The organism is Pseudonocardia sediminis (assembly GCF_004217185.1).
GTDB lineage: Bacteria > Actinomycetota > Actinomycetes > Mycobacteriales > Pseudonocardiaceae > Pseudonocardia > Pseudonocardia sediminis.
Map to the genome: position 1 here is coordinate 6,430,552 of NZ_SHKL01000001.1, position 23,882 is coordinate 6,454,433.

Annotated in this window: 20 protein-coding genes; 7 read left to right on the forward strand and 13 right to left on the reverse strand. The window is 73.4% G+C overall.

Annotated elements, in window-relative coordinates; all coding sequences use genetic code 11:
- Positions 1–21 precede the first annotated feature (21 nt).
- The 4 genes from EV383_RS30135 to EV383_RS30150 all read right to left on the reverse strand — a co-directional run bounded on the left by EV383_RS30135 (position 22) and on the right by EV383_RS30150 (position 5,149).
- Entirely contained in the window at positions 22–447 is a 426-nt protein-coding gene (locus EV383_RS30135) for a CBS domain-containing protein (protein WP_130293501.1), read from the reverse strand.
- 95 nt (positions 448–542) lie between these two features.
- Complete coding sequence (locus EV383_RS32805) at positions 543–3,392, reverse strand: VanW family protein (RefSeq protein ID WP_130293503.1); 2,850 nt, start codon at positions 3,390–3,392, stop codon at positions 543–545.
- A gap of 52 nt (positions 3,393–3,444) precedes the next feature.
- Entirely contained in the window at positions 3,445–3,765 is a 321-nt protein-coding gene (locus EV383_RS30145; protein ID WP_130293505.1) for a GroES family chaperonin, read from the reverse strand.
- A gap of 193 nt (positions 3,766–3,958) precedes the next feature.
- Positions 3,959–5,149, reverse strand: a complete 1,191-nt coding sequence (locus EV383_RS30150) for an ATP-binding protein (protein WP_130293507.1) — start codon at positions 5,147–5,149, stop codon at positions 3,959–3,961.
- A 375-nt stretch (positions 5,150–5,524) separates the two neighbouring features.
- Between EV383_RS30150 and EV383_RS31510 the strand changes: the two genes are divergently transcribed.
- A complete protein-coding gene (locus tag EV383_RS31510) occupies positions 5,525–6,154 on the forward strand; it encodes an SIMPL domain-containing protein (RefSeq protein WP_165438549.1) in 630 nt (209 codons plus the stop codon).
- Between the two features lie 530 nt (positions 6,155–6,684).
- On the opposite strand, the gene EV383_RS30160 is transcribed toward EV383_RS31510, so the two are convergent.
- From EV383_RS30160 to EV383_RS32995, 5 genes are all read right to left on the reverse strand, one after another.
- Positions 6,685–7,197, reverse strand: a complete 513-nt coding sequence (locus tag EV383_RS30160; protein WP_130293511.1) for an FxsA family protein — start codon at positions 7,195–7,197, stop codon at positions 6,685–6,687.
- Between the two features lie 90 nt (positions 7,198–7,287).
- A complete protein-coding gene (locus EV383_RS30165; protein WP_130293513.1) occupies positions 7,288–8,775 on the reverse strand; it encodes a dihydrolipoamide acetyltransferase family protein in 1,488 nt (495 codons plus the stop codon).
- A gap of 5 nt (positions 8,776–8,780) precedes the next feature.
- A complete protein-coding gene (locus tag EV383_RS30170; RefSeq protein ID WP_130293516.1) occupies positions 8,781–9,758 on the reverse strand; it encodes an alpha-ketoacid dehydrogenase subunit beta in 978 nt (325 codons plus the stop codon).
- Position 9,759: 1 nt separating this feature from the next.
- Positions 9,760–10,944, reverse strand: coding sequence for a pyruvate dehydrogenase (acetyl-transferring) E1 component subunit alpha (gene pdhA / locus EV383_RS30175; protein ID WP_130293518.1), 1,185 nt, complete (start codon positions 10,942–10,944; stop codon positions 9,760–9,762).
- Positions 10,945–11,234: 290 nt separating this feature from the next.
- The gene (locus EV383_RS32995) at positions 11,235–11,615 is read right to left on the reverse strand and encodes an antitoxin (RefSeq protein ID WP_130293520.1); all 381 of its coding nucleotides are present in this window, start codon (positions 11,613–11,615) and stop codon (positions 11,235–11,237) included.
- 319 nt (positions 11,616–11,934) lie between these two features.
- Between EV383_RS32995 and EV383_RS30185 the strand changes: the two genes are divergently transcribed.
- From EV383_RS30185 to EV383_RS30205, 5 genes are all read left to right on the forward strand, one after another.
- Positions 11,935–12,741: a basic amino acid ABC transporter substrate-binding protein gene (locus tag EV383_RS30185; protein WP_242623376.1), complete on the forward strand. Its 807-nt coding sequence runs from the start codon at positions 11,935–11,937 to the stop codon at positions 12,739–12,741.
- Positions 12,742–12,755: 14 nt separating this feature from the next.
- Positions 12,756–13,562 carry an amino acid ABC transporter permease gene (locus tag EV383_RS30190; RefSeq protein ID WP_130293524.1) on the forward strand — a complete coding sequence of 269 codons (807 nt, stop codon included), beginning with the start codon at positions 12,756–12,758 and terminating at the stop codon, positions 13,560–13,562.
- Positions 13,559–14,323 carry an amino acid ABC transporter ATP-binding protein gene (locus EV383_RS30195; protein ID WP_130293526.1) on the forward strand — a complete coding sequence of 255 codons (765 nt, stop codon included), beginning with the start codon at positions 13,559–13,561 and terminating at the stop codon, positions 14,321–14,323. Before EV383_RS30190 ends, EV383_RS30195 begins: the two co-directional genes overlap by 4 nt.
- Positions 14,324–14,485: 162 nt before the next feature.
- Positions 14,486–17,395, forward strand: coding sequence for an AfsR/SARP family transcriptional regulator (locus EV383_RS30200; protein WP_130293529.1), 2,910 nt, complete (start codon positions 14,486–14,488; stop codon positions 17,393–17,395).
- 150 nt (positions 17,396–17,545) lie between these two features.
- Positions 17,546–18,088: a DUF4333 domain-containing protein gene (locus tag EV383_RS30205; RefSeq protein ID WP_130293531.1), complete on the forward strand. Its 543-nt coding sequence runs from the start codon at positions 17,546–17,548 to the stop codon at positions 18,086–18,088.
- 69 nt (positions 18,089–18,157) lie between these two features.
- On the opposite strand, the gene EV383_RS30210 is transcribed toward EV383_RS30205, so the two are convergent.
- Positions 18,158–18,739 (reverse strand): peroxidase-related enzyme, encoded by a 582-nt coding sequence (locus tag EV383_RS30210; protein ID WP_130293533.1) that lies wholly within the window; start codon positions 18,737–18,739, stop codon positions 18,158–18,160.
- Positions 18,740–18,803: 64 nt separating this feature from the next.
- Between EV383_RS30210 and EV383_RS30215 the strand changes: the two genes are divergently transcribed.
- Positions 18,804–19,145, forward strand: coding sequence for a DUF3024 domain-containing protein (locus EV383_RS30215; protein WP_130293535.1), 342 nt, complete (start codon positions 18,804–18,806; stop codon positions 19,143–19,145).
- A 23-nt stretch (positions 19,146–19,168) separates the two neighbouring features.
- Here EV383_RS30215 and EV383_RS30220 read toward each other — a convergent pair whose 3' ends face one another.
- The 3 genes from EV383_RS30220 to EV383_RS30230 form a co-directional block, all read right to left on the reverse strand.
- Complete coding sequence (locus EV383_RS30220) at positions 19,169–21,034, reverse strand: hypothetical protein (protein ID WP_165438550.1); 1,866 nt, start codon at positions 21,032–21,034, stop codon at positions 19,169–19,171.
- 363 nt (positions 21,035–21,397) lie between these two features.
- Positions 21,398–21,586, reverse strand: a complete 189-nt coding sequence (locus EV383_RS30225) for a YbdD/YjiX family protein (protein ID WP_242623377.1) — start codon at positions 21,584–21,586, stop codon at positions 21,398–21,400.
- Positions 21,583–23,784 (reverse strand): carbon starvation CstA family protein, encoded by a 2,202-nt coding sequence (locus EV383_RS30230; protein WP_207223713.1) that lies wholly within the window; start codon positions 23,782–23,784, stop codon positions 21,583–21,585. Before EV383_RS30230 ends, EV383_RS30225 begins: the two co-directional genes overlap by 4 nt.
- Positions 23,785–23,882 lie beyond the last annotated feature (98 nt).

The following is a 23,882-nucleotide window of genomic DNA, read 5'->3' on the forward strand; positions in this document are numbered from 1 at the left end:
CCGTCGTCGTACGTCGTGGTCCTACTGCGCGATGTAGGACTCGAGCTGCTCGCGTTCCTGCTCCAGCATGTCGATCCGCGCCTTGACCAGGTCGCCGATCGAGACGATGCCCGCGAGGCGGCCGTCCACGATGACCGGCAGGTGCCGGAAGCGGCGGTCGGTCATGATCTTCGCCAGCTCGCCGACGCCGTCGTTCGGGTCACAGGTGACGACGTCGGAGGTCATGATCTCGGCGACGGTCACGCTGAGCAGGTCGGTGCCGCGCTGGTGCAGCCGCCGTACGACGTCGCGCTCGGACACGATGCCGACCAGCCGCTCGGCGTCGAGCACCGGCAGCGCGCCGAGGTTGTGCTCGGCGAGCAGCCGGAGTACCTCCGACACCGCGGTGTGCGGCGTGACCGTCGTGACCTGCGATCCCTTGCCGTTCAGTACGTCTGCGATCCGCATCTCGGGCCCCGTCCTCTGGTTCCGGTGTGGAATGTCCAGATTAGGGACGTGACCCACGTCTCGTCAGCACCCGAAGGGGTCCGACCGCGGCTCTCCTAGCCGCACTGCACGATCGGCTGCGGGTTGTACTTCACGGTGCGGGTCTTGCTGGTGGTCTCACCGGTCTGCACGTCCCGCATGGTGCGGGTGTCGGTCGCGGTGAACCCGGGCGAGCCCTTGCTGGCGCTGCACGGCTGCCCCGCCGGGATCTTCACGACCTGCGGGTCGGTGAAGTCGGTCTTCGGGCCCGACTGGGACGAGACCTCGTAGCGCTTGGTCCCGAAGAACTTGACCGTGACGTTGCTCGGGGTCCACGCCGTCTTGATCAGCACGGCGGTCGGGCCGTCGTTGCGGAACTTGACGTCGATCAGGTTCTCGAACACCGTCGCCTCCCGGGCGACCGGGTAGCGGCTGATGTAGTAGCTGTGCTCCTTGTGCTCGACGTCGACCATGCCGGCGAAGTACGAGGCGTTGTAGAGCGTGGTCGCCAGCTGCGACACACCGCCGCCGACGCCGCGGGCCGGGTGGCCGTCCTCGATGATCCCGGCCTCGACGTAGCCGCGGGAGGCGTCGCGGGGGTCGGTCGCGCCGTTGAGGCTGAACGTCTCGCCGGGCTGGACGATCTGCCCGTCGATGGCCTCGGCGGCACGCTTGATGTTCTGACCGGAGTCGGCGGAGAACCCGCCGGTGGTGAACGTGCTGATCTCGCCGGCGCTGCCCAGGGACTGGATCTCCGCCGTCGTGATGTCCGGCGGCTTCACCGCGTAGACCGCCGCCACCTGGCGGGGCCCGCCTGCCGTCGTCAGCACCGGCAGCAGGTTCGCGAACGAGGCCTTGTAGTCGATGCCGCGGCCGTCCTGCGACGGGACGACCTTCGGCGGGTTGGACGCGAAGTCGAGCGTCGCGTCGACGCCGGGCTTCTCGGTCTTCTCCAGCTGCGGGGTCACCACGTCGGTGATCGACTCGACGTTGACCTGCGGGACGAGCTTCTGCGCGCCGTTCGGGTCGGCCTTGAACGTCAGCGCCTTCGCGATGTCCTCCGGCGCGACGGTGGCGTTGGCACCCTCACCGGTGACGGTCAGCGGGCCAGACACGGCCGGCTTCGCGACGTCGTCGATCGCCGTCTGCACGTCGCCGGGGGTGGTCGCGGCCTGCTGGATGATCAGCGGCAGGGCGACCGGGGCGCCGCTGGCCCACTGCTGCTCCAGCGTGGTGACGGCGGCGTTCACGTCGAGCTGCTGGCCGGGCTCCGGCGCGACCGCGACCGGGTTGAGCCCTTCGAAGCGGACGGTGCCGTCCTTCGGGTCCCGGTCGACGATCGGGGCGAGCTGCTCCATCGCGGTGCGGACGGAACGCTCGTCGGCCTTGTTCACGACGCCGACGTCACGGGTGGTGAAGAACGAGGAGACGCGGGTGATCGGGTTCAGCGGCTGGGCGCCGGCCCGGTCGAGCGTGCCGTTGTAGTCGACCGACAGGCCGGCCTTCTTCGGGTCGATCTCGCTGCGCACCGGACCCGCGGTGACCTGGACGGGCAGGCCCGAGCGCGGCTCGATGGTGCCCTGCAGCTTCTCGATCGCGGCCGCGCGGGAGAGCCCGCCGATGTCCTGACCGGCGACCGTCACCCCGCGCGGGACGCTGCCCGAGCTGAACAGCAGGTCACCGAGGTAGGCCAGCACGAGGATGCCGAGCACGCCCGCGGCGACCAGCAGACCGATCCGGCGAGGACGACCGGATCCACCGCCGGCGTCGGGGTCCTGGCCGGTCGGGCCGTCACCGCCGCCGGACGGGCCGGGGGCGGCGGGCGGGGGTCCACCGGCCGGGCCACCGGCGGCGGAGCCGCCGGGCATCCGGCTGGTCGGGCCCGTGGTCGCGGACATCGCGGCGGTGGCACCGGCCGCGCCGAGGCCCGCGGCGCCTGCGGCCGCGGCACCGCCGGCCGGGCCCGCGGCGCGCATGCGCTGGGTCGACGCCTCGGTGTTCGGGACCCGGGGGAGGACGCGGGTGCTCTCGTCGTCCCAGGAGCCGAACAGCTCCGCACCACCGGCGGTCGGGCCGTTGCCGGGTCCGTTGCCGGGAGGCGCGTCAGCGGGACGGGTGCCGGCGGGGGCCGTGGGGCCTGGCTGGGCGGCGGCCGCCGTCGGGGAGCCGTTCCGGACGCCGCCGTTCTCGAGCCCGCCGTTCTGGGGGCCGCCGTTCTGGGGGCCGCCGTTCTGGGGGCCGCCGTTCTGGGGGCCGCCGTTCTGGGCGGGCGGGGCCTGGGCAGGAGATGTCTGCGCGGGAGGGGTCTGCGCGGCCGAGGGGGCGGCCGCGGCCATCGCCTGCGTGCCGTCCGCCGGGGCGGCCGGCGTCGCGGTGCCCGCGTTGGTGCCGCCGTTCGACGGCTGGGCGCTCTGCCCACCCTGGCCCGCGGCGGCCGGGGTGTCGGACGGCGCCGGGCGTGCGTCCTGGGTGGGCGGGGTGAACAGGTCGCCCCGGGCCTGCGGGCCGGGGTCCGCGCCCGGCGCGGTCGGGCTCGGCGTCGCGCCGTCGTGGGCGTCCGCGTCGGGGAGGGAGGCGTCGGCATCGGCCGCGGTCACCGGTGCGCCGGTGTGCGCGGGGGAGGCGACGGTCGGGGAGTCGGCCGGGCCGTCGGGACGACCGGCGCCCTCCTGTGCCGTGGCGGTGTCGTCCGGGGCCTGGCGGTTCGGGGCCTGGGAATTCGTGGCCGGGCTGTTCTTCCCGGCCGCCATGGTGGGCCGCGGAGCGGGGGACGGGCGCGGCGGGGAGGTGGGCTCCGGAGCACCGGACCCGTCGGCCGGGGTGTTCGTCGACGTGGGTGCGCCGTCGGCGGCACCGTCGTCCGGTGACACCCGGGTCGTCACCTGCTGCTCGATCGCCTCGCCGGACGAGGGCTGCCGCTCGGGCATGACGTCGGACTTCCTTTCCGCACAGCCGTCAACATCGCCGGACACCGGCGAGCTAGAGGTAGAGCCCGGTGCCGTGTTCGGGGCGTTCCGAGGCGACCGCGTGCAGATCCCGCTCGCGCATCACCAGGTACGCCGACCCCTGGACCTCGACCTCGTACTGGTCGTCGGGTGCCAGGAGGACCCGGTCGCCGTACTTCACCGTGCGGACGTGCTGACCCACACCGACGACCTCCCCCCACACCAGACGTTTGGCGACCTGCGCGGTTGCCGGGATCACGATTCCCGCCGAGCTACGCCGTTCACCGTCGCCGTCCACTCTCTTGATCATGACGCGGTCGTGCAGCATCTGGATCTGGAGTTTGGGGTCGGGCACCGGGCAGATGCTACGACGTTGTCGCGTTCCGCCACGAAGGACCCACGACTACCCCGGACGTGGGAAAGCCCCGCGGCACGACCAGGTCGGGGGTCCGGTGGTGCCACGGGGCTCACCTGGGATTCGCTCGCCGCGTTCCCGGTGTTACCGCTGATCGACAGATTCCTGACTTTCATCCGTTCGGAGCAGTCCGTCAGGCATGTGCGAGGAGATAGCGGCCGAAGTGCGGGACGGTGAACGCGATCTGGCCCCGCTGGGCGGAGAACACCAGGCCCTTCTTCAGCAGGCTGTCGCGCGCGGGGGAGAGCGAGGACGCCTTGCGCTCCAGGTGCTCCGCGACGCCGGCGGTCACGACGGGCTCGTCCCGGCCGTCGGTCAGCTCGGCCATCGCGCGCAGGTACTCGCGCTCGGCCGGGGTCGCCCGTTCGAAGCGGGACCCGAAGAACCCGACCGCGAGCTCGGCCTCGGCCTCCGGCGCCGCCATCGCGACGTCCTTCGCCCCGATCGGGCTCAGCGGCGCGGCGTCCCAGGCGGCCTTGCCGTAGGCCTGGATGAAGTAGGGGTAGCCGCCGGATCGTTCGTAGAGGACGTCGAGGGCGTCCTGGTCGAACGTCGCATCCTCCCGCTCGGCCGGTGCGAGCAGCGCGAAGTCGGCGTCCTTGCGGTCGAGACGGTCGATCCGGGAGTAGGTGAACAGCCGCTCCGAATAGGACTTCGACGCCGAGAGGACCGCCGGCAGGTGCGGCAGCCCGGCGCCGACGACGACGAGCGGCGCCCGCGACTGGGACAGCTCGTGACACGCCGCGCACATCGCGGACACGTCGTCCGGGCGCAGGTCCTGCATCTCGTCGATCAGCAGCGCGATGCCCGAGCCGACGTCCGCGGCCAGCGACGCGACCTCGGTGAACAGCTCGACCAGGTCGATCTCGATGTCGCCGGAGTCGGCGCGCCCGTTCTTCACCGGCACGTCGATGCCGGGCTGCCAGCGCTCGCGCAGCTTCGCCCCGTCCGGCGCCGAGCGCAGCGCGAACGCCTTGAGCACGCCGAGCACCTCGTCGACGCGGTCCGGTGCGCGGTGCCGCAGCGCGAGGTCGCGGATCGCACGGTGCAGCGCGGCGGACAACGGGCGGCGCAGGTCCGCGTCCGGGCGAGCCTCGATCTTCCCGGCGCCCCATCCGGCGTGCATGGCCATCGACCGCAGCTCGCCGAGGAGCACCGTCTTGCCCACTCCGCGCAGCCCGGTCAGCACCAGGCTCCGCTCCGGGCGTCCCCGGGCGACGCGTTCGAGGACGATCTCGAACGCGTCCACCTCACGGTCCCGTCCGGCCAGCTCGGGCGGGCGCTGACCTGCGCCGGGGGCGAACGGATTGCGCACCGGGTCCATGCATCGGACGGTATCGAGCGGTCTCGCGTGATCCGTAGACATCGCGATAGAGCCCTCGGCGTGTCGGACAGATCCACCCGGGCGGACCAGCGTCCGCCATCCGACTCACGGCAGAGCCGGGACCGGCCTCGCCCACGCCGGCGGGCGTCACATCGTGGTCGTCGCGCCCGTCGTGTCGTGACGCTCACCGGGGAGGCCCGGCACACCGTCAACCGGGAGTCACGTTTCAGCGGTCGCAACCACCGTTTCGTGACGCTCACCGGGGAGGCCCGGCACACCGTCAACCGGGAGTCACGTTTCAGCGGTCGCAACCACCGTTTCGTGACGCTCGTGCCTCACGGGCGGCCGGGACGGCGCCGTGGTCACGCTGTCTGCTTGGCTGCGTTCGTGCCGGACGAACCCGAGATCGTGACCGACGGCGAGGGTCACCACGAGCAGCTCGCCGACCACGCCGACCTGGACCTGTCCTACGAGGCCGTCGGGCCGGACCGGGCGGGCGCGGTCGCCGAGCTCGGTCGTCGGGTCGCCGGAGCCGCCGACGTCCTGACCGGGCCCGGCGTCACCGTGCGGAGCAGGAGGCTCTGGGTCCGGACCGAGTGGAGGGGCAAGCGGGAACGCGGCTGCCGCGCCGGCGAGCGGATCGCACTGACGATCACCGACCTCACCGTGCTGGAACGCGTGCTCGCCGCCCTCCTGCGCACCGAACCGGCCCAGGTGGACGGTCCGCACTGGACGCTGGAGGACCCGTCTCCGGCCGCGCGGGTCGCCCAGCGCCGTGCCGTCGACGACGCCCGGGCCCGCGCCGAGGGCTACGCCGACGCGCTCGGGATGCGGCTCGGACCGCTGCGGTCCCTCACCGACGGCGGCTCCGCGCCGCGTGCGATGGCGATGCGCGCGATGAGCGCACCCGCCGGCGAGCCCGACGTCCAGGATCTCGGCCTGGAGCCGGAGCCCGTCCGCGTCACCGCCCGGTGCACGACGACCTGGTCTCTGGTCGGCGCCTGACGCCCGTCCGGCAGAACCCAGGCCGCCCCCGCCCGGCCCGACGCGCCTCGTGGGGATCCTTCGGGACTGCGAGAGGAGCGAGGGGACCCTTCAAGACACTGCTGGACCCGCCGCGACCGTGCGTGGTCACCGAAAGGGCCCCGAGGCGGTCGTTCGACCGGCTCGACAGGTGCCCGGACGTGGAGAGCTCGACGGCGTGTGACCCGATCGGCCCAGAAACACACCGATGTCATCACGATGCGGTGGACCGATCGGCCAGCACTAGCCGGTCCCGCCGTGGCCAGCGACACTCGTTCAGAGCAACGGCCGGGTAACGGAACGAAGGAGGACCGCCGTGAGCCACCGACGCGGACGTCACCGTATGTCCACTTCTCGCCACCACTCGACGCTGCGGATGCGTCCGGCGGGCCAGCGCCGTCGCCGTCTCGACGCGCTGCGCGCACTGCTGAGCGGGGCCCGCGCCGCCTGGTGACGGCGCACCCCCCGTCCTCGACGGGAGCGGACCCCCGCCGTGACGGGACCGCGTCCGGTCAGCTGCGGCGCTCGCCCGGCTCGACGACCTCGCCGTCGATCACCTTGCCGTCGACGACCGGCCCGCCGTGCACCGCGGGGCGCGACGGCCCGAAACCGGGCCCGGTGACCGTCTCGCCCTCCACGATCGTCACGCCCTGGCGGATCCGCGCGGTGCGCAGGTCCGGGGCGGCACGCTCGGCGGCGGCGACCAGCCGGCGGCGGGCCAGGGCCCGGGTCGGCGGGAAGACCAGCGCGAGCCCGAGCAGGTCGGTGACCAGGCCGGGGATGAACAGCAGCACCCCACCCAGGGCGACGAGCAGCCCGTCGGTGGCCTCGGCGTGCGCCAGCCGGCCGCGCTGCACGGCCGTGGCCAGCGACTGCGCGGCACGCAGCCCCTCGCGGCGGGCGAGCAGCAGGCCCAGCACCGACCCGGCCAGCAGCACGAGCAGCGTCGGGCCGAGACCGATCCAGGAGCCGAGCGCGATCAGCGCGACGGTCTCGATCACGAGGTAGAGCAGGACGATCCGCATACCCGTACAACGCACGGGTGTCCGGATTCGCTCCCGATCCGTGCGCCGAACCGCCGGCCCGTTCGATACGGGACATCCGAGGCGGCGCCGCTACCAGGTGAAGGCGACCCCCGGGTCCTCCAGCAGGGCCCCGACGTCGGCCAGGAACCGCGATCCCTGCTCTCCGTCGACGAGCCGGTGGTCGAACGAGAGCGCCAGCCGGCAGACCGTCCGGACGGCCAGCTCGCCGTCGACCACCCACGGCGTCGGCTTGATCGCCCCGACGGCCAGGATCGCCGCCTCGCCCGGGTTGATGATCGGGGTGCCGGTGTCCACGCCGAACACGCCGACGTTGGTGATCGTGAACGTGCCGCCGACCAGGTCCGCCGGGGGTGTCCGGCCGCTGCGCGCGGTCTCGGTGAGCGTGCCCAGGGCGGCCGCCATCTCGCGCAGGCCGAGCAGGTCGGCGTCGCGGACCTTCGGCACGATCAGCCCGCGCGGGGTCGCCGCGGCGATCCCGAGCTGCACCCGGTCGTGGAAGACGATCTCGCCGGCCGGCTCGTCCCAGCTCGCGTTGACCTCCGGGGTGCGCGCCGCGGCCAGGCAGACGGCCTTGGCCACGAACGCCAGCGGCGTCAGCTTCACCTCGGCGAAGTCGCGCCGCGCGCGCATCCGCTCGCGCAGCTCCATCGTCTCGGTGACGTCGACGGCCAGGAACTCGGTGACGTGCGGCGCGGTGAACGCGCTGGACACCATCGCCGCCGCGGTCGCCTTGCGGACGCCGCGGATCGGCTCGCGGCGGGTACCGCCGACGGACGCCGGCCCCGACCCCGCGGTGCCGGGCGCCGTCGCACCCCGCCCGGCCGTTCCCGCGCCTCCGGACACGGCCGCTCCGGACAGGGCCGCCCCGGACACGGCCGCTCCGGCGGCGGGCGCCGTGCCGCTTCCGGCCGCGGTGTCGGTCGTCGCGGATCCGGGGTCCGCCGCACCGGGCGACGCGGCCGGGGCAGCCGCGGCGGCCTCGATGTCGGCGCGGGTGATCCGGCCGTTCGGGCCCGAGCCGGTCAGCGTCTTCAGGTCCACGCCGAGGTCCCGGGCCAGCTTGCGCACCGGCGGCGGGGCGAGCGGCACGGTCGCGCCGCGCCCGGCCGCGCCGTTCGCGGGCGAGGGCGTGACCGCGGCCCCGTGGCGCGGGCGACGGGTCGCGGTGCCCTGGCGCGGGCCGTAGCCGACCAGCGTCGCGATCCGTCCGTCCTTGCCGGCCTCGCCGATCTTCGCCCCGTTCTCCGGGGCCGCGCCCGCCGCACTGCCGGCCGCCGCCGTCGACGGTGCGGGGGACGACCCGGGGGACGCGGCGGTCCCGGCCGTCTCGATCGCGATGATCGGCGCGCCCACCTGCACCGTCTGCCCGGGCTCGACCAGCAGCTCGCCGACCGTCCCGGCGTAGGGCGAGGGCAGCTCGACGGCCGCCTTCGCCGTCTCGATCTCCACCAGCACCTGGTTGACGGTGACGGTGTCGCCCGGGGCGACCCGCCAGTCCAGGATCTCCGCCTCGGTCAGGCCCTCGCCCACGTCCGGGAGCCGGAACACCTCGGTCATCGCGCTCACCACGCCATCGAGCGGTCGACGGCGTCGAGCACGCGGTCCAGGTCCGGCAGGAAGTCGTCTTCGAGCCGCGACGGGGGATAGGGGGTGTCGAAGCCGGTCACCCGCAGCACCGGGGCCTCCAGGGAGAAGAAGCACTCCTGCTGCACCCGGGCGGCGACCTCCGCCGACACCGACGACTCACCGGGTGCCTCGGAGACGACGACCAGCCGTCCGGTGCGGCGCACCGAGTCGGCGACGGGACCGAGGTCGAGAGGGGACAGCGTGCGCAGGTCGATCACCTCGATGTCGTGGCCGTCGTCGACGGCGGCGGTGGCGGCGTCCAGGCAGGTCGTCACCATCGGCCCGTAGGTCGCGACCGTGATCGACGACCCCGGCCGGACGACCCGCGAGGAGTGCAACGGCGGCGCGGCGGCGAGGTCGTCGCCCACCTCGCCCTTCTCCCAGTACCGGCGCTTGGGCTCGAAGAAGATCACCGGGTCGTCGGAGAGGATCGCCTGCTGGATCATCGCGTGGGCGTCGGCGGCGTTCGAGCACGCCACCACCTTCAGGCCCGCGACGTGCGCGAACAACGACTCCGGGGACTCGCTGTGATGCTCGACGGCGCCGATCCCGCCGCCGAACGGGATCCGCACCACGACCGGCATCGGCACCCGGCCCTGCGTCCGGTACCGCAGCTTGGCCAGCTGGGACACGATCTGGTCGTAGCCGGGGAAGACGAACCCGTCGAACTGGATCTCGCAGACCGGGCGGAAGCCGCGCACGGCGAGCCCCACGGCGGCACCGATGATCCCGGACTCCGACAGCGGCGTGTCCAGCACGCGCTGCTCGCCGAAGTCCTTCTGCAGGCCGTCGGTGATCCGGAAGACGCCGCCGAGCCGGCCGACGTCCTCGCCCATGACCAGGACCTTGGGGTCGCGCTCCATCGCCGCGCGCAGACCGTCGTTGAGCGCCTTCGCCATCGTCCGGGTCGCCATGTCAGGCCTCCCCGTCAAACGAGGCGTGGTAGGCCAGGTACTCCTCGCGCTGCGCCTCGACCTGCGGCGACGGTTCGGCGTAGACCTCGGAGAACATCCGCTCCGGGCCGGGGGACGGCATCGCGCGGCAGTACTCGCGCAGTCGCACCGCGAGCGCCTCGGACTCGGCCTCGACGCCGTCGAAGAAGTCCTGGGAGACGCCGAGGGAGCGGACCAGGTGCACCCGCACCCGTTCGATCGGGTCCTTGAGCTTCCACAGCTCGACCTCGTCGGCGAGGCGGTAGCGGGTCGCGTCGTCGGAGGTCGTGTGGGAGTCCATCCGGTAGGTGAACGCCTCGATCAGCACGGGCCCGTTCCCGGTGCGGCACTCCTCGAGCGCCCAGCGGGTGACGGCCAGGCAGGCCAGGACGTCGTTGCCGTCGACGCGGACGCCGGGGAAGCCGTAGCCGCGGGCGCGCTGGTAGAGCGGGACCCGGGTCTGGCGGGAGAGCGGCACGGAGATCGCCCACTGGTTGTTCTGGCAGAAGAACACCAGCGGCGCGTCGTAGGCCGCGGCCCACACGAAGCCCTCGTGCACGTCGCCCTGGCTGGTGGCACCGTCACCGAAGTAGCAGATCGTGGCCTCGCCGGTGTCCGGGTCGCCCACCTTGGACTCGAAGCGCTGGCCCATCGCGTAGCCGGTCGCGTTCAGGCACTGGTTGCCGATGACGATCGTGTACGGGTGGAAGCCGGTCGCGGCGGAGTCCCAGGCGCCGTGGTCGGTGCCGCGGAAGATGCCGAGCAGCTCGGTCGGGTCGATGCCGCGGCACCAGGCGACGCCGTGCTCGCGGTAGCTGGGGAACGCCATGTCCTGGCTGCGCAGCGCACGGCCGGAGCCGACCTGGGCGGCCTCCTGACCCAGCAGCGGGACCCAGATCCCGAGCTCGCCCTGGCGCTGCAGCGCGTTGCCCTCCCGGTCGGCGCGGCGGACCAGCACCATGTCCCGGTAGAGCGCCTTCAGCTCCTCGGCGCCGACATCGGCGCTGTAGGCGTCGAAGCGGTGGTCGGTGGTGCGCTCACCCTCCGGGGTGAGCAGCTGGACGAGCTCCGGCCCGCCCTCGTCGATGCCCTTGAGACCGGCGACGACCTGGTCGTGGCTGGGCCGCGACCTCGGATCGCTCGGTACCCATGCCTGCGGTTCCTCCACGGCGACTCCTCCTGGCCCGGCCCGCCGCGGGTAGCGGTGGCCCGTCCGGCCGGGGCCCGCACGGGTGGGTGCGGCGATCCCGGGACGCGACGGCGCGCGTCCCCACCGATCCTGGCACGACTGCGCTCCGCGCCCAACGAACGGAACTCTCGTCGGAACCTTTGCCCCGACCGTGCCGCTCGCCGGGGCCTTCGCCGGGCGGGCGCGCAGACCCCGAGACAGCGAACGGCGCTCTCGTCGCAACCTGTGCGACGAGAGCGCCGTTCGGTGATGTGGGTCGGGCGGAACCGTCAGTAGCGCGGCGGCTGCTGGCCCGGCTGCGTCGGCGGCGGGTAGCCCTCGGTGGTGCCGTAGGTGCCCGAGCCGTTGCCGGACGCGGGCGGCGGGTTGCCGGTGACGGGCGGCGGGTTGCCGGCGGCCGGACGTCCCGGCGCGGGCGGGGTGGTGCCGGGCGCGCCGTAGCCGTAGCCGGGCTGCGGGATACCGGCGACGTCCTTGGCCTTGCGCGCGGCGCCGGAGATCTGGTTCGTGTACTTGCCCTTGGTCTGCTTGTCCACGAACTGCGCCGCCTTGTCCAGCGCCTTACCGGCCTGGTCGGGGTGGCTGCGTGCGTAGCGGCGGGCCGCCTCGGCGGCACCGGCCAGTGCGGTGAGTCTGCGGAACAGGGGCATCGGTGGTTCCTCCGTCGGTGGTGCCGGTGCCCGCCGGTCGACGGCGGCGCACCCGGGTCTGTGTGACCCACACTATTTCAACGCGCGGCGTCCAGCAGGGAGTTCCCGTCCGGTCGCGCACCGTATCGAGCCGGTCCCGGCGTGCGACCGTCCGGTAACGAATGAATGGCGCGCTAGGGAAATGGGCTGTCGCGATGGCACGATCCCGCACGGCCCGACGCGCGTCCCACAGACCGCGCGATCGGTCGTCGACCGCCTCGACCGCCGCCAGGGGGGCTCGGAGCGGCGGTCGATCCGTGTCCCGACCAGGAGGTCGCTCGTGCGCAGTACCGTCCGTTCGTCATTCGCCGCGGTACTCACCGCCGGGCTCGTCGCCGTCCTCGCGGGGTGTGGCGGCTCCGGCGGGAACGCCGCGCCGGGCGACGCCAACGTCCAGCTCGTCAACGCGGGCCAGCTCACCACCTGCACGCACCTGCCCTACGAGCCGTTCCAGTTCCGGCAGGGCGACGCGATCGTCGGCTTCGACGTCGACATGATCGACCTGGTCGCCAAGCAGCTCGGGGTGACCCAGCAGATCGTCGACACGCCGTTCGACAACATCCAGACCGGCGCCGACATGAACACCGGCGTCTGCGACCTCGGCGCCGCCGCGATGACGATCAACGACACGCGCAAGCAGAACATCGACTTCTCCGACCCCTACTTCGACGCCACCCAGGCCCTGCTGGTCAAGAAGAGCGCCGGGATCACCGACGTGAGCCAGCTGAACGGCAAGAAGGTCGGCGTGCAGAACAGCACGACCGGTCAGGAGTACGCGCAGAAGAACGCCACCGGCGCGCAGATCACCGGGTTCGAGGACCTCGGCCTGCTGCTCACCGCCGTGAAGACCGGCCAGGTCGACGCCGCGATCAGCGACAACGGGCCGTCGCTGGACTTCGCGAAGAAGAACCCGGAGCTGGGTGTCACCAAGGAGTTCGACACCCAGGAGCAGTACGGGTTCGGCGTCCGCAAGGGCAACACCGCACTGGTGCAGCAGATCAACCGGGCCGTCGCCACCGCCAGGTCCGACGGCACCTACGACCGCCTCTACGCGAAGTGGTTCGGCAAGGCCCCCGGGCAGAGCTGAGGATCTCGTCCCCCATGGCACTCTCCCCCCGTCGTCGTGCGCGGGTGTTCCGCGGCGTCCAGTACGCGATCGCCGTCGCGGTCGTCCTGGTCGTCGCGTTCACCGCGGACTGGGCGACCATCCGCACGGCGTTCTTCGACCTCGAGGTCGCCCGGAGCCTGTTCCCGGACGTCATCGTCGTCGCCCTGAAGAACACGATCGTCTTCACCGCCCTCGGGTTCCTGCTCGCGCTGGCGCTGGGCCTGGTCCTGGCCCTGATGCGGCTGTCGTCGGTGCGCCCGTACCGCTGGCTCGCCGCGGCCTACGTCGAGTTCTTCCGCGGGCTCCCGGCGCTGCTCGTCGTGATCGCGATCGGGTTCGGCATCCCGCTGGCGTTCGGGACGCTGCTCGACCGCACGGTGGCGATCACGATCGCGCTGGGCATCGCCGGGTCGGCCTACATCTGCGAGACGATCCGGGCCGGCATCCAGGCCGTCCCGTCCGGCCAGGTCGAGGCGGCCCGCTCGCTGGGCATGTCGCCGGCCCGGACGATGGTGTTCATCGTGATCCCGCAGGCGTTCCGGATCGTGCTGCCGCCGCTGACCAACGAGCTGATCCTGCTGACGAAGGACTCGTCGCTGGCGTTCCTGCTCGGCTCGACGCTGGCCCAGCAGGAGCTCGCCCAGTTCGGCCGGGCCGCGCTGAACCAGGTCCGCAGCCTCACCCCGCTGCTGGTCGTCGGGCTCTGCTACCTGATCATCACCATCCCGCTGTCCTACCTGGCCCGGCGGCTCGAACGGCGCTACGGCAGTGCCGGCAACCCGCAGGGGGCCGAGGTATGAGCGCCGCGACCGACCGCGGGCCCGTCATCCGCATCACGGGGCTGCACAAGTCCTTCGGCTCGACGGAGGTCCTGAAGGGCATCGACCTGGAGGTCGAGCGCGGCGAGGTGCTCTGCATCATCGGCGCGTCGGGCTCCGGGAAGTCGACGCTGCTGCGGTGCGTGAACCTGCTGGAGACCCCGACCAGCGGGTCGATCGTCGTCTCCGGGCACGAGATGACCGACCCGGACGTCGACATCGACGCCGCCCGCCGCGGGATCGGCATGGTGTTCCAGCAGTTCAACCTGTTCGCGAACCTGAACGTGCTGGGCAACCTGACGATCGCGCAGCGCCGCGCGCTCGGCCGCTCCCAGGAGGAGGCGGAGCGGATCGCGCGGGAGAACCTGGCCCGGGTCGGTCTCGCCGACCGCGAGTCGGCGAACCCGGCCCAGCTCTCCGGCGGGCAGCAGCAGCGGGTCGCCATCGCGCGGTCGCTGTCGATGCAGCCCGCGGTGATGCTGTTCGACGAGCCGACGTCGGCTCTCGACCCGGAGCTGGTGGGCGACGTCCTGGACGTCATGCGCGGCCTGGCCGCCGAGGGCATGACGATGCTCGTGGTCACCCACGAGATCCAGTTCGCCCGCGAGATCGCCGACCGCGTCCTGTTCGTCGACCAGGGCGTGATCACCGAGATCGGACCCCCGGAGGACGTGATCGGAAACCCGAAGGAACCCCGCACCCGGGAGTTCCTGTCCCGGGTCCTGCGCGCCCCCACTCCTTGACCGTCCCCCCGGCCTGCACGAGAGCTCCGTTCGTGCGGCAAGGGTGGACGGGAGCTCCTTTCGTGCATCGCCGGGTGAGGTGTGGCGACGGTGCTCTGACCGGCGTGAACCGCCTCGGTTCACCCGTTCCGGACGCGCCGCCGATCACTTACGATCACGGGCGTGATCCACGGGGGTGAGGTGGCGCACACCGACGAGGAGCCCGGGCCGGCCGCGCTGCGGATCGAGGTGCTCGGTGGCGTCCGGGCCACCCGCGGCGGGTCGGAGCTCAAGCTCGGCGGCCCGCGGGCCCGGTCGGTGCTGGCCGCACTCGTCGTCGCCCGAGGGCGTCCGACCAGCGAGGACGGCCTGATCGAGGCCGCGTGGGACGGCGATCCACCGCCCGCGGCGCGGCAGTCGCTGCACACCTACGTCGCCCGCCTGCGCGGCGAGCTGGAGCCGGGGCGTTCCGCGCGCGGCGAGGCCACCGTCCTGACCCGCACCCCGGCCGGCTACGCGCTGGCCCCGGCGGTGGCGGTGGACGCGTGGCGCTTCGGCGAGCTGGTCGCCCGCGGCGCCGAGGCCCTGCGCTCCGGCCGGCCGCACGAGGCCGTCGCGGCGCTGGACGAGGCGTTGTCGTCGTGGGCCGGCACGCCCTACGGCGACCTGTCCGACCGCGCGTTCGTCCAGGCCGACGTCGCCGGGCTGACCGAACTGCACACGGCGGCGCGCGAGGACCGGGCCGCGGCCGGGCTGGCCGTCGGCGAGGACGCCGCGCTGCTGCCCGGGCTGGAGTCGCTGACCGCCGAGCACCCGCTGCGTGAGCGCGGCTGGGAGCTGCGCGCCCGGGCGCTCTACCGGTGCGGCCGACAGGCCGACGCGCTCGCCGCGCTCCGGGCCGCGCGCACCGTGCTGCTCGACGAGCTGGGCGTCGACCCGGGCCCGTCCCTGCAGCAGCTCGAACGCGCGGTCCTCGACCAGGACCCGTCGCTGGCGCACGCCGAACCCGCGCCGGCGGCGTCGGTCCCGGCTGCACAGCGACCGCCGTCGAACCTGCCGGTGCCGCTCACCCCGCTGGTGGGCCGCGAGGCCGAGCTGGACGCCCTGCGGGCGGAGCTGGGCCGCAACCGGCTCGTCACGGTCGTCGGGCCCGGCGGGGTCGGCAAGACCCGGCTGGCGATCGACGCGGCCCGCCCGGACCCCGGCGCCGAGCAGAACGGCCCGTGGCTGGTGGAGCTGGCCGGACTCACCGAGCCGTCGCTGCTGGCCGTCACCGTCGCCGAGGCGCTCGGCGTCGTCACCGCACAGAACGCCGAGATGCTCGCCGCGATCCTGCGCGAGGCCTCGGTGCTCGTCGTCCTGGACAACTGCGAGCACGTGGCCGGCGCTGTCGCCGACCTGCTCACCGCGGTGCTGCCGCACTGCCCGGGGGTGCGGGTGCTGGCCACCAGCCGCGAGCCCCTCGACGTGCCCGGCGAGCAGCTCTTCGAGCTCGGGCCGCTGACCGGCACGTCCGACCCGGCCCAGCTGTTCGTCGACCGGGCGCGCGCGGTGGCGCCCCGCTGGGCCCCGACCGACGATGAGCTGGCCCACGTCACCGCGATCTGCCGCGAGCTCGACGGGCTCCCGCTGGCGATCGAGCTCGCCGCCGCGCGCAGCCGGTCGATGTCGGTCTCCGAGATCGCCGCCGGTCTCGACGACCGGTTCGCGCTCCTCGTCGGCGGCCCGCGGACGGCACCGGACCGCCACCGCAGCCTGGAGGCCTCGCTGTCGCTCTCCGTCGACGAGCTCGACCCCGACCGTCGACGGCTGTTCGCCCTGCTCAGCGCGTTCGCCGGCGGTTTCGACGCCGCCGCGGTCACGGCCGTCTCCGGCGGCTCCCCGGTCGCCACCGCGGACGGGCTGGCCGTGCTCGTCGCGAAGTCGCTGGTGACGGTCGACCTCACCGCGTCCGGGCCGCGCCGCCACCTCCTGCTGGAGACGTTGCGCAGCTACGGCGCCCGGATACAGACCAACGCCGAACGCGCCGACACGAGGGCCCGGCACCGGACGTGGGTCCGCGACCTGGTGACCGAGGCCGACCGGAACTGGCTCGGCCCGGACGCGGTCACCTGGTTCGGGCGGGTCCGCACCGAGCAGGCCAACGTCCGGCTGGCGTTCGAGACCGCGCTCGCCGACGGCGACACCGACACCGCGCTGCGCCTGTCCGGGGCGATGGGCTGGTACTGGTACCGCACCGGCCGGATCGCCGAGGGGATCGGCTGGGCGAGCGCGGCGCTGGCCGCCGCCGGGCCGGACGCCGACCCCGAGGCCGTCGGGCTCGCCCACTTCGCGGCCGGGCCGCTGCAGTACCTGGCCGGCGACGGCGAGGATGCGGCCGCGTCGATCGCCGCCGGACTGGCCGGGATGGACGCGACCCGCGAACCCACCAAGGTCACCCGCGGCCTGGCGTTCCAGGCCAACCTCGCCGGAGCCCACGACCCCGCCGCCGCACCCGCGCTGGCGCAACGCGCCCTGGAGACCGCACGGTCCCTCGGCGACGGGCCGGGGGAGGCCGAGTCGCTGATGACGCTGGGCATCATCGCCCGGCTCGGCGGGGCGAGCGACACCGCGATCGAGCTGCTCGACGCCTCCATCGCCGTCGCGCGCGTGGCCGGGCACGGCTTCGCCGAGGGCTCCTCGGCCTGGATCCGGGTCAAGACCCGGCTCGACCGCGGGGAGGTCGCGCAGGCCCTCGGCGAGGCCACCGCCGTCGTCCGGGCCTTCGGCGCCCAGCCGGACGTGACGTCCTGGCTGGTCGCGGTACACGTCCTGGGCGGCGCGCTGGGCGCGGCCGGGAAAGGCGAGGCGGGAGCCCGGCTGCTCGGCGCCGTCAGCGCGATCGGCGGCGATGTCGGTTTCCGGCCCGAGCAGATGGACCCGGCCGACTCCGAGCGCAACGTCAGGCTGGTCCGCGCCGCGCTGTCCGCCGAGCGGTACGCGACGGCGTTCTCGGCCGGGGTGGCCGGCGGGCGCGACACCGTCGCCGAGGTGCTGGCCGGGCTGGGTGCGGACCTGCAGGTCGTCGAGCGTTCCGAGGGCCGCACCGCCTGAGCACTTGCAACCGGTCGCCGGACCCCTGCAAGTGCGGCCGGTCCGGCCTGCAAGCCGATTGCCAGCGGTGCGGGCGAGTCTTCCTCTCGTCCGAGACACCGACCGGTTCACCAGGAACCGGAACGGCGGACACGACATCGAGGAGAAACCATGTCCGCCACCGTCCGCATCGCCCGTCTCGCCCTGGCCGCCGGCGCCGCCGGTGCGCTCGTCCTGTCCACCTCCGCCTGCACGTCCCAGGTCCCGCGGGCCGACGTCGCCTCCACGATCGCGACCCAGTTCACCGCCAAGGGCGTCCCGATCGACGGCGGCACCGTGCTCTGCGCCGAGGACCTCCCCGCCAAGATCGGCCGCACGATCACCTGCGAGTTCACCTCCGACGGCCAGCCGGTCGGGGCGGTGGCGACGGTCAGCGCGGTCGAGGGCGACACCGCGAAGTTCGACGTCGTCACGCAGGCCCGCGCCATCCCGAGCGCGGTGCTGGCGAAGAAGGTCGACGCCATCGTCACCGACCAGGTCGGCGTCGAGGTCCAGACCGCCACCTGCAACGGGGACCTGCAGCCCAGCGCCGGCGCCACCGCGCCCTGCACGATCACCTCGGACGGGGAGTCGATGGACGTCGTCACCACCGTCACCCAGGTCGACGGCGGAGAGGTGAACTTCTCGATCGACGCCGCCGGCGACGCCCGGTGACACCGCTCCCGCCGCACTCGCGGAGCGTCCGTGCCGCGGCACCGCACGGACGCTCCACGGGTGGCGGGATCAGCGGGGCAGGCGGCCCATCAGGTAGAACTCCGGGTTCGGGCGCAGGGCCGTCAGGTGGGCCAGGCGGTTGGACATCGCGAACAGCGCGGTGATCGCGCCGACGTCCCAGATCTCGTCCTCGGACAGGCCCGCGATCCGGGCGTCGTCGATCTCGGACTCGGTCAGCGCGGCCGAGTCGGTGGCGATCAGCAGGGCGAGGTCGACGATCGCCCGCTCGCGCGGCGAGAGCTCCACGCCGTACGGGTTGGTCGCCACCTTGTCCGCGATCTCGGCGTCCTTCGTCCGGACCCGCAGGATCGCCCCGTGCGCCACCACGCAGTACGTGCAGTGGTTCGCCCCGGACGTCGCCACGACGACCAGCTCGCGCTCGGCCTTGCTCAGTCCGTCGTTCGAGTCCATCAGCGCGTCGTGGTAGTCCAGGAACGCCCGCAGCTCGCGGGGGCGCCGGCCCAGCGCCCGGAACACGTTCGGGACGAAGCCCGACTTCTCCGCGATGGCGGTGATCCGCTCGGCCAGGTCGGGCGGCAGATCCGCCGCCTCCACGTGCCCGAACCGGCTCACCTCGTGCTGCTCACCCATACCCGGAGACGGTAGTCGGTCCCGCTCTTCCCGGAGACCTCGCGATCGTGGACGATGTTCGCCCATGAGCGTTCCCGAAGAGGTCCGGACCCGGCTCGCGACCTGGTGCTCCGACCTGGTCGGCGACCACGAGCAGGGACGACGGCGGATCGGCTACACCACGACCGGCTCCACCATCACGATCCTGGACCGGCGCCCGCCCACGTTCCCCGAGCTGGGGGCGGCGTGGTCGTCGACGGCGCTGGCCCAGCTCCGGGTGGACACCCCGGAACCGGGGCGCTGGTCGCTGTTCCTCCCGGGGCGCGAGCCGGAGTCGCGGTGGGAACGCCAGGAGCCCTGCGCCGACGACCCGTTCGTCCTGCTGGAGCGGATCGAGGGCGCCATCCGCTCGGTCGGCCCCGGCTGAGCCGGACGTCCCGAGCGCGTCGGTCAGTCCTCGCCGCGAGCGCTGTTCTGCGCCGGGATCGCGACCGGGTCCGCGTCGTCGGCCGTGGCCTCCTGAACAACACCGGTGCGTCCCCGCAGGAACCGTGCCGAGGCCTGGTTGAGCACCTCGAGCAGGGTGGTCCCGGACGTCGCCCGCCGCTCCTCGCCGACGACCGCGACCATCCGCGGCGCGACGGCGGTCAGCAGCAGCGCGTCCGCCGAGAGCGCCCCGGCCCCGAGGACGACGACCAGGTCGGCGCTGTCCGCCGCCGGCAGGGCGGAGAGCAGCGTGTCCGAGCCGGCGAAGCAGAGCAGCCCGTAACCGCCCCCGCGGGCCCCGCTCGCCGCGGCCCAGGCGTCCGAGAGCGCGGGCGCGTCGGTGCGCAGGCGGGCCAGCAGCTCGTCGCACGCATGCTGGTCGGCGGCGTCGCGACGGGCGGCCTCCAGCTCGTCGAGGGCCTCGCCGTAGGCGTCGGCGTCGTGTGCCCGCAGCGCCGCGACCGCGCGCTCGTGCTCGGGCGCCATCGCCCGCGCCGGCACGACGACGGCCAGCTCGTCGGCCTGGCGGTCGAGCTCGTCGGCGGCCTCGGCCGGGTCGCCGTGCTCGTCGTAGTCGACGATCGCGCGGGCGACCCGCTCGGCCGCGGTCAGGTCCGGGACCACGACCGGCGAGCCCTGCTGCAGGAACAGCACGTCGTGACGCAGTGCCCCAACCGACCGGGCCGCGGCGGCGCCGACGTCGAGGGCGTCGATCAGCTCGCGGAGGTCGTTCGGGCCGTGCGGGGTGGGGATCGCGAGCACCTGGCAGAGCCGCTCGATCTCGTGGTGGCGCCCGGCCAGGTCCAGGTGGAACGCGACCGCCCCGACGTCCTGCGCCGACTGCGGCACCGCGCCGCCGACCCGGAAGCGGCTCAGCACCGGCTGGGCCTCCCGCTGCGCGGCCGGGCGGAAGTAGCTGCGGCTGCGCCCGCCCTCGGTCAGGAAGTAGAGGTACTCCCGGACGACCACGACGGCGTCGTCCGGGACCGGGCCCGTCTCGACGACCTCGGGTCCGCCGGAGAACCGCTCGAGGCCGTCGCGCTGCTGCGCGGCGAGGCTCTGCAGCTGCTCGTACTCGGCGCGGTGCACGTTGTGCACCAGCTGGTAGACCGCCGGGCGCAGCCAGCCCACGTGCGGGGAGGCGTTCAGCCCGCCGACCGTGCGTCCCACGCACCGTCCGACGGCGGTGACCGCGGCGCGGCGCTCGGCGTCGAGGTCGCGCAGCAGCGACGGCAGGACGCGGGCCTCCTCGGCGTCGGCTCCGTCGACGGTGCGTGCCGCGCGCGCGCAGCACCCGGCGATGTCCTCGCGGGCCGGGAGGACGTCGGCCGCGGGCAGCTCCTGACGTCCCCGGATCCGCCGGTCCGGCGTCGACGTGGCGAGCAGGCGTCGCAGACGACGCAGCTCCGCCGGGTCGAGCGAGGGCAGCTCCTCGACGGCGTATGCGGCCAGCGCCGCGGGCAGCCGTCCGCGCAGGGCGCGCGGGACACCGGGGTCCGCCGCCGTGACGACGACCCGCATCCCGCGCCCGAGCAGTGCCCCCAGCGCCTCGACGAGCTCGTCGTCGGACGCGCCGGACAGCACGACCAGTCCCTCCTCGGCGACGACCGAGGCCGGTGTCTCCGGCTCGTCGTCCGAGCGGCGCGGGCGCGGGGGCAGCGGCGTGTTCAGCGACAGCGCGAGGCGGCGCAGACCGGCGGGGATCCGCCCGGCCCGCACGTCCTCGGCGATCCGTGTGCGTGCCGCCCGCAACGCCGCACCGGCTCGGCCGGTGGCGGCGAGCCGGTCGGTGAACGCGACGAGCGACTCCTGGTCCAGACCGTCGGACACCCGTACATCGAGCACCTTCGTCACACCTCCGCTGCGCCGTCGTACACGGGACGACGCTCACGGCATGTATCGCCGGGGATCGTCCGGTGTTCCGTCGCGGGGGCACGACGGGGAGTTGTCCGGCCGTCCGCCGTCACACACCGCGACGACGGAGCGTCCGATCGGAGCACCGTGGGGACGATCCTGAACCCCGGCGCACCGGAACGTGAGTCCCGCGCCGAGGCTACCTGTCCCACAACACGATCCCGATGATCTGCGACGATCCGGAATCGACGCCACCCGGCCGGCCGTACGGCACGCCGCAGAGTCATCACTCTGCGCTCTTGCCTGGTCCGATCGAGTGAAAACACCACCCGACCCACCTCAGCAGCACCGTGCGGTGGGGTTCCGGTCCTGCCGATCGGTGCGCTCGCGCCAGAACTCCCGCTCGCTCCGGACCGGCTCCCCGGGGTGGTGCGCGGCCTGGTGCGCCAGGTAGTTCTCGTAGTCGCGCTCGCCTGCCATCTCCCGCACCAGCTGCCAGGCCGACGAGAGCCGCTCCCGCACGCTCACGTCCCGCTCCGTCCCGTCCCGGTCCCGGCGAGCTCACGGGCGTGCTCGCGCTCCTCGCGGGTGGGCACCAGACCAGACGGCGCCCAGATCTCCGAGCGCACGAACGCGTCCTCGGAGCCGCTCGACAGCGTCCGGCCCTGCAGGGCTGCGACCCACACCCGGACCGAGTCCGCCAGCACGATCAGGATCAGCACCGCGAACAGCGCCGTCAGGGCGGTGGTCACCGTCGAGTTGAACACCACCCGCTCCATGGCCTCGACCGTCTTGGCCGAGCCGAGGCTCGTCTTCCCGGCGTCGAGTGCGTCCTGGTACTGCGTGCGCTGCGCCCAGAAACCCAGCTTGGGGTTGCCCGAGAAGATCTTCTGGAAGCTCGCCGTGAGCGTCACGACGGCGTCGAAGGCCAGCGGCACGAGCGTGATCCAGGCGTACTTCGCCCGTCCGGACTTGATCATCAGAGTGGTGCAGACGGCCAGCGCGACGGCGGCGAGCAGCTGGTTCGCGATCCCGAACAGCGGGAACAGCTGGTTGATCCCGCCGAGGGGGTCGTTGACGCCGGAGTAGAGCAGGTAGCCCCACAGGCCGACGATCACCGCACTCGCGCTCCACGCGGCCGGCTTCCACGACGTGTCCTTGTAGCGCGGCCAGACGAGGCCGACCGTGTCCTGCAGCATGAAGCGACCGACGCGGGTGCCGGCGTCCACCGTGGTCAGGATGAACAGCGCCTCGAACATGATCGCGAAGTGGTACCAGAACGCCCGCAGCGCGTCCCCGCCGAAGACCTCGGAGAGGATGTTCGACAGGCCCACGGCCAGCGTCGGCGCGCCGCCGGTGCGTCCGACGAGCGTCTGCTCCTCGACGGCCTGCGCCGCCGCGGCCAGCTCGGCGGGGGTGATCTGGAAGCCGATGTTCGACACCGCCGCCGAGGCCGACTCCAGCGTCGGGCCGAGCACCGTCGCCGGCATGTTCATCGCGAAGTAGAGCCCGGGGTCGATGATGCAGGCCGCGACCAGGGCCATGATCGCCACGAACGACTCGGTGAGCATCGCCCCGTAGCCGATCACCCGGACCTGGGACTCCTTCTGGATCAGCTTCGGCGTCGTTCCGGAGGCGACCAGGGCGTGGAAGCCGGACAGCGCACCGCAGGCGATCGTGATGAACACGAACGGGAACAGCGACCCGGCCGTCACCGGGCCCGCGCCGTTGGACGCGAACTGGGTGAACGCCGGCAGCTGCAGCGACGGCCACGCGACCAGGATCGACACGGCCAGCAGCACCACCACGCCGATCTTCATGAAGCTCGACAGGTAGTCGCGCGGCGCGAGCAGCATCCAGACCGGCAGCACCGAGGCGACGAAGCCGTAGATCACCAGGGCGAGCGTGAGCTGGTTGCCGGACAGCGTGAACGTCTCGGCCAGGCCGGACTCCTGCACCCAGCCACCGGACACGATGGCCAGCAGCAGCAGCACGACGCCGATCGTGGAGACCTCGAGGATCTTCCCCGGCCGCATGTACCGCAGGTAGAAGCCCATGAACAGCGCGATCGGGATCGTCATGGCCAGCGAGAACGTGCCCCACGGCGAGTCCGAGAGCGCCTGCACGATGACGAGCGCGAGCACCGCCAGCAGGATGATCATGATCGCCAGCACGGCGATCATCGCGGCGATGCCGCCGATCGGCCCGATCTCCTCGCGGGCCATCTGGCCCAGGCTGCGCCCGCCGCGGCGGGTGGAGAAGAACAGCGTGACCATGTCCTGCACGGCCCCGGCGAAGATGACGCCGAGGATGATCCACAGCGTGCCGGGCAGGTAGCCCAGCTGCGCGGCCAACACCGGCCCGACCAGGGGCCCGGCTCCGGCGATCGCGGCGAAGTGGTGCCCGAACAGCACGCGGCGGTCGGTGGGCTGGTAGTCCTGCCCGTCGTTGACGCGCTCGGCCGGGGTCGCCCGGGTGTCGTCGACGCGCAGCGCCTTGTAGGCGATGAAGCGCGAGTAGAAGCGGTAGGCGATCGCGTACGAGGCGACGGCGGCGAACACCAGCCAGGCCGCGGAGACGTCCTCGCCGCGGGAGATCGCGACGATCCCCCAGGCCAACGCTCCGAAAAGCGCGACCGCGGTCCAGATCGCGATCTGCTTCGGGTCCCGTCGACGGCGGCTCGGCGCCGGGCCGTCGGGTTCTCTCGGCTTCTCGGTTGTGACCACGGCGCGACCCCCATCGTGCAGCCGACGCCGGCGGTGGCGTCGGTCCCGCAGGGAGGTTAGGTCGCGCAACGAGCCTTGTCACCGTTCCGTGGCGCCCG

Excerpts from the sequence above, each read along its gene's own strand:
- EV383_RS30210 (WP_130293533.1), bottom strand. The coding sequence starts at position 18,739 with ATGGGTGAGCAGCACGAGGTGAGCCGGTTCGGGCACGTGGAGGCGGCG.
- EV383_RS30150 (WP_130293507.1), bottom strand. The coding sequence starts at position 5,149 with ATGGACCCGGTGCGCAATCCGTTCGCCCCCGGCGCAGGTCAGCGCCCG.
- EV383_RS30160 (WP_130293511.1), bottom strand. The coding sequence starts at position 7,197 with ATGCGGATCGTCCTGCTCTACCTCGTGATCGAGACCGTCGCGCTGATC.
- EV383_RS30165 (WP_130293513.1), bottom strand. The coding sequence starts at position 8,775 with ATGACCGAGGTGTTCCGGCTCCCGGACGTGGGCGAGGGCCTGACCGAG.
- EV383_RS32995 (WP_130293520.1), bottom strand. The coding sequence starts at position 11,615 with ATGCCCCTGTTCCGCAGACTCACCGCACTGGCCGGTGCCGCCGAGGCG.
- EV383_RS30215 (WP_130293535.1), top strand. The coding sequence starts at position 18,804 with ATGAGCGTTCCCGAAGAGGTCCGGACCCGGCTCGCGACCTGGTGCTCC.
- EV383_RS30195 (WP_130293526.1), top strand. The coding sequence starts at position 13,559 with ATGAGCGCCGCGACCGACCGCGGGCCCGTCATCCGCATCACGGGGCTG.
- EV383_RS32805 (WP_130293503.1), bottom strand. The coding sequence starts at position 3,392 with ATGCCCGAGCGGCAGCCCTCGTCCGGCGAGGCGATCGAGCAGCAGGTG.
- EV383_RS30170 (WP_130293516.1), bottom strand. The coding sequence starts at position 9,758 with ATGGCGACCCGGACGATGGCGAAGGCGCTCAACGACGGTCTGCGCGCG.
- EV383_RS30205 (WP_130293531.1), top strand. The coding sequence starts at position 17,546 with ATGTCCGCCACCGTCCGCATCGCCCGTCTCGCCCTGGCCGCCGGCGCC.
- EV383_RS30135 (WP_130293501.1), bottom strand. The coding sequence starts at position 447 with ATGCGGATCGCAGACGTACTGAACGGCAAGGGATCGCAGGTCACGACG.
- EV383_RS30190 (WP_130293524.1), top strand. The coding sequence starts at position 12,756 with ATGGCACTCTCCCCCCGTCGTCGTGCGCGGGTGTTCCGCGGCGTCCAG.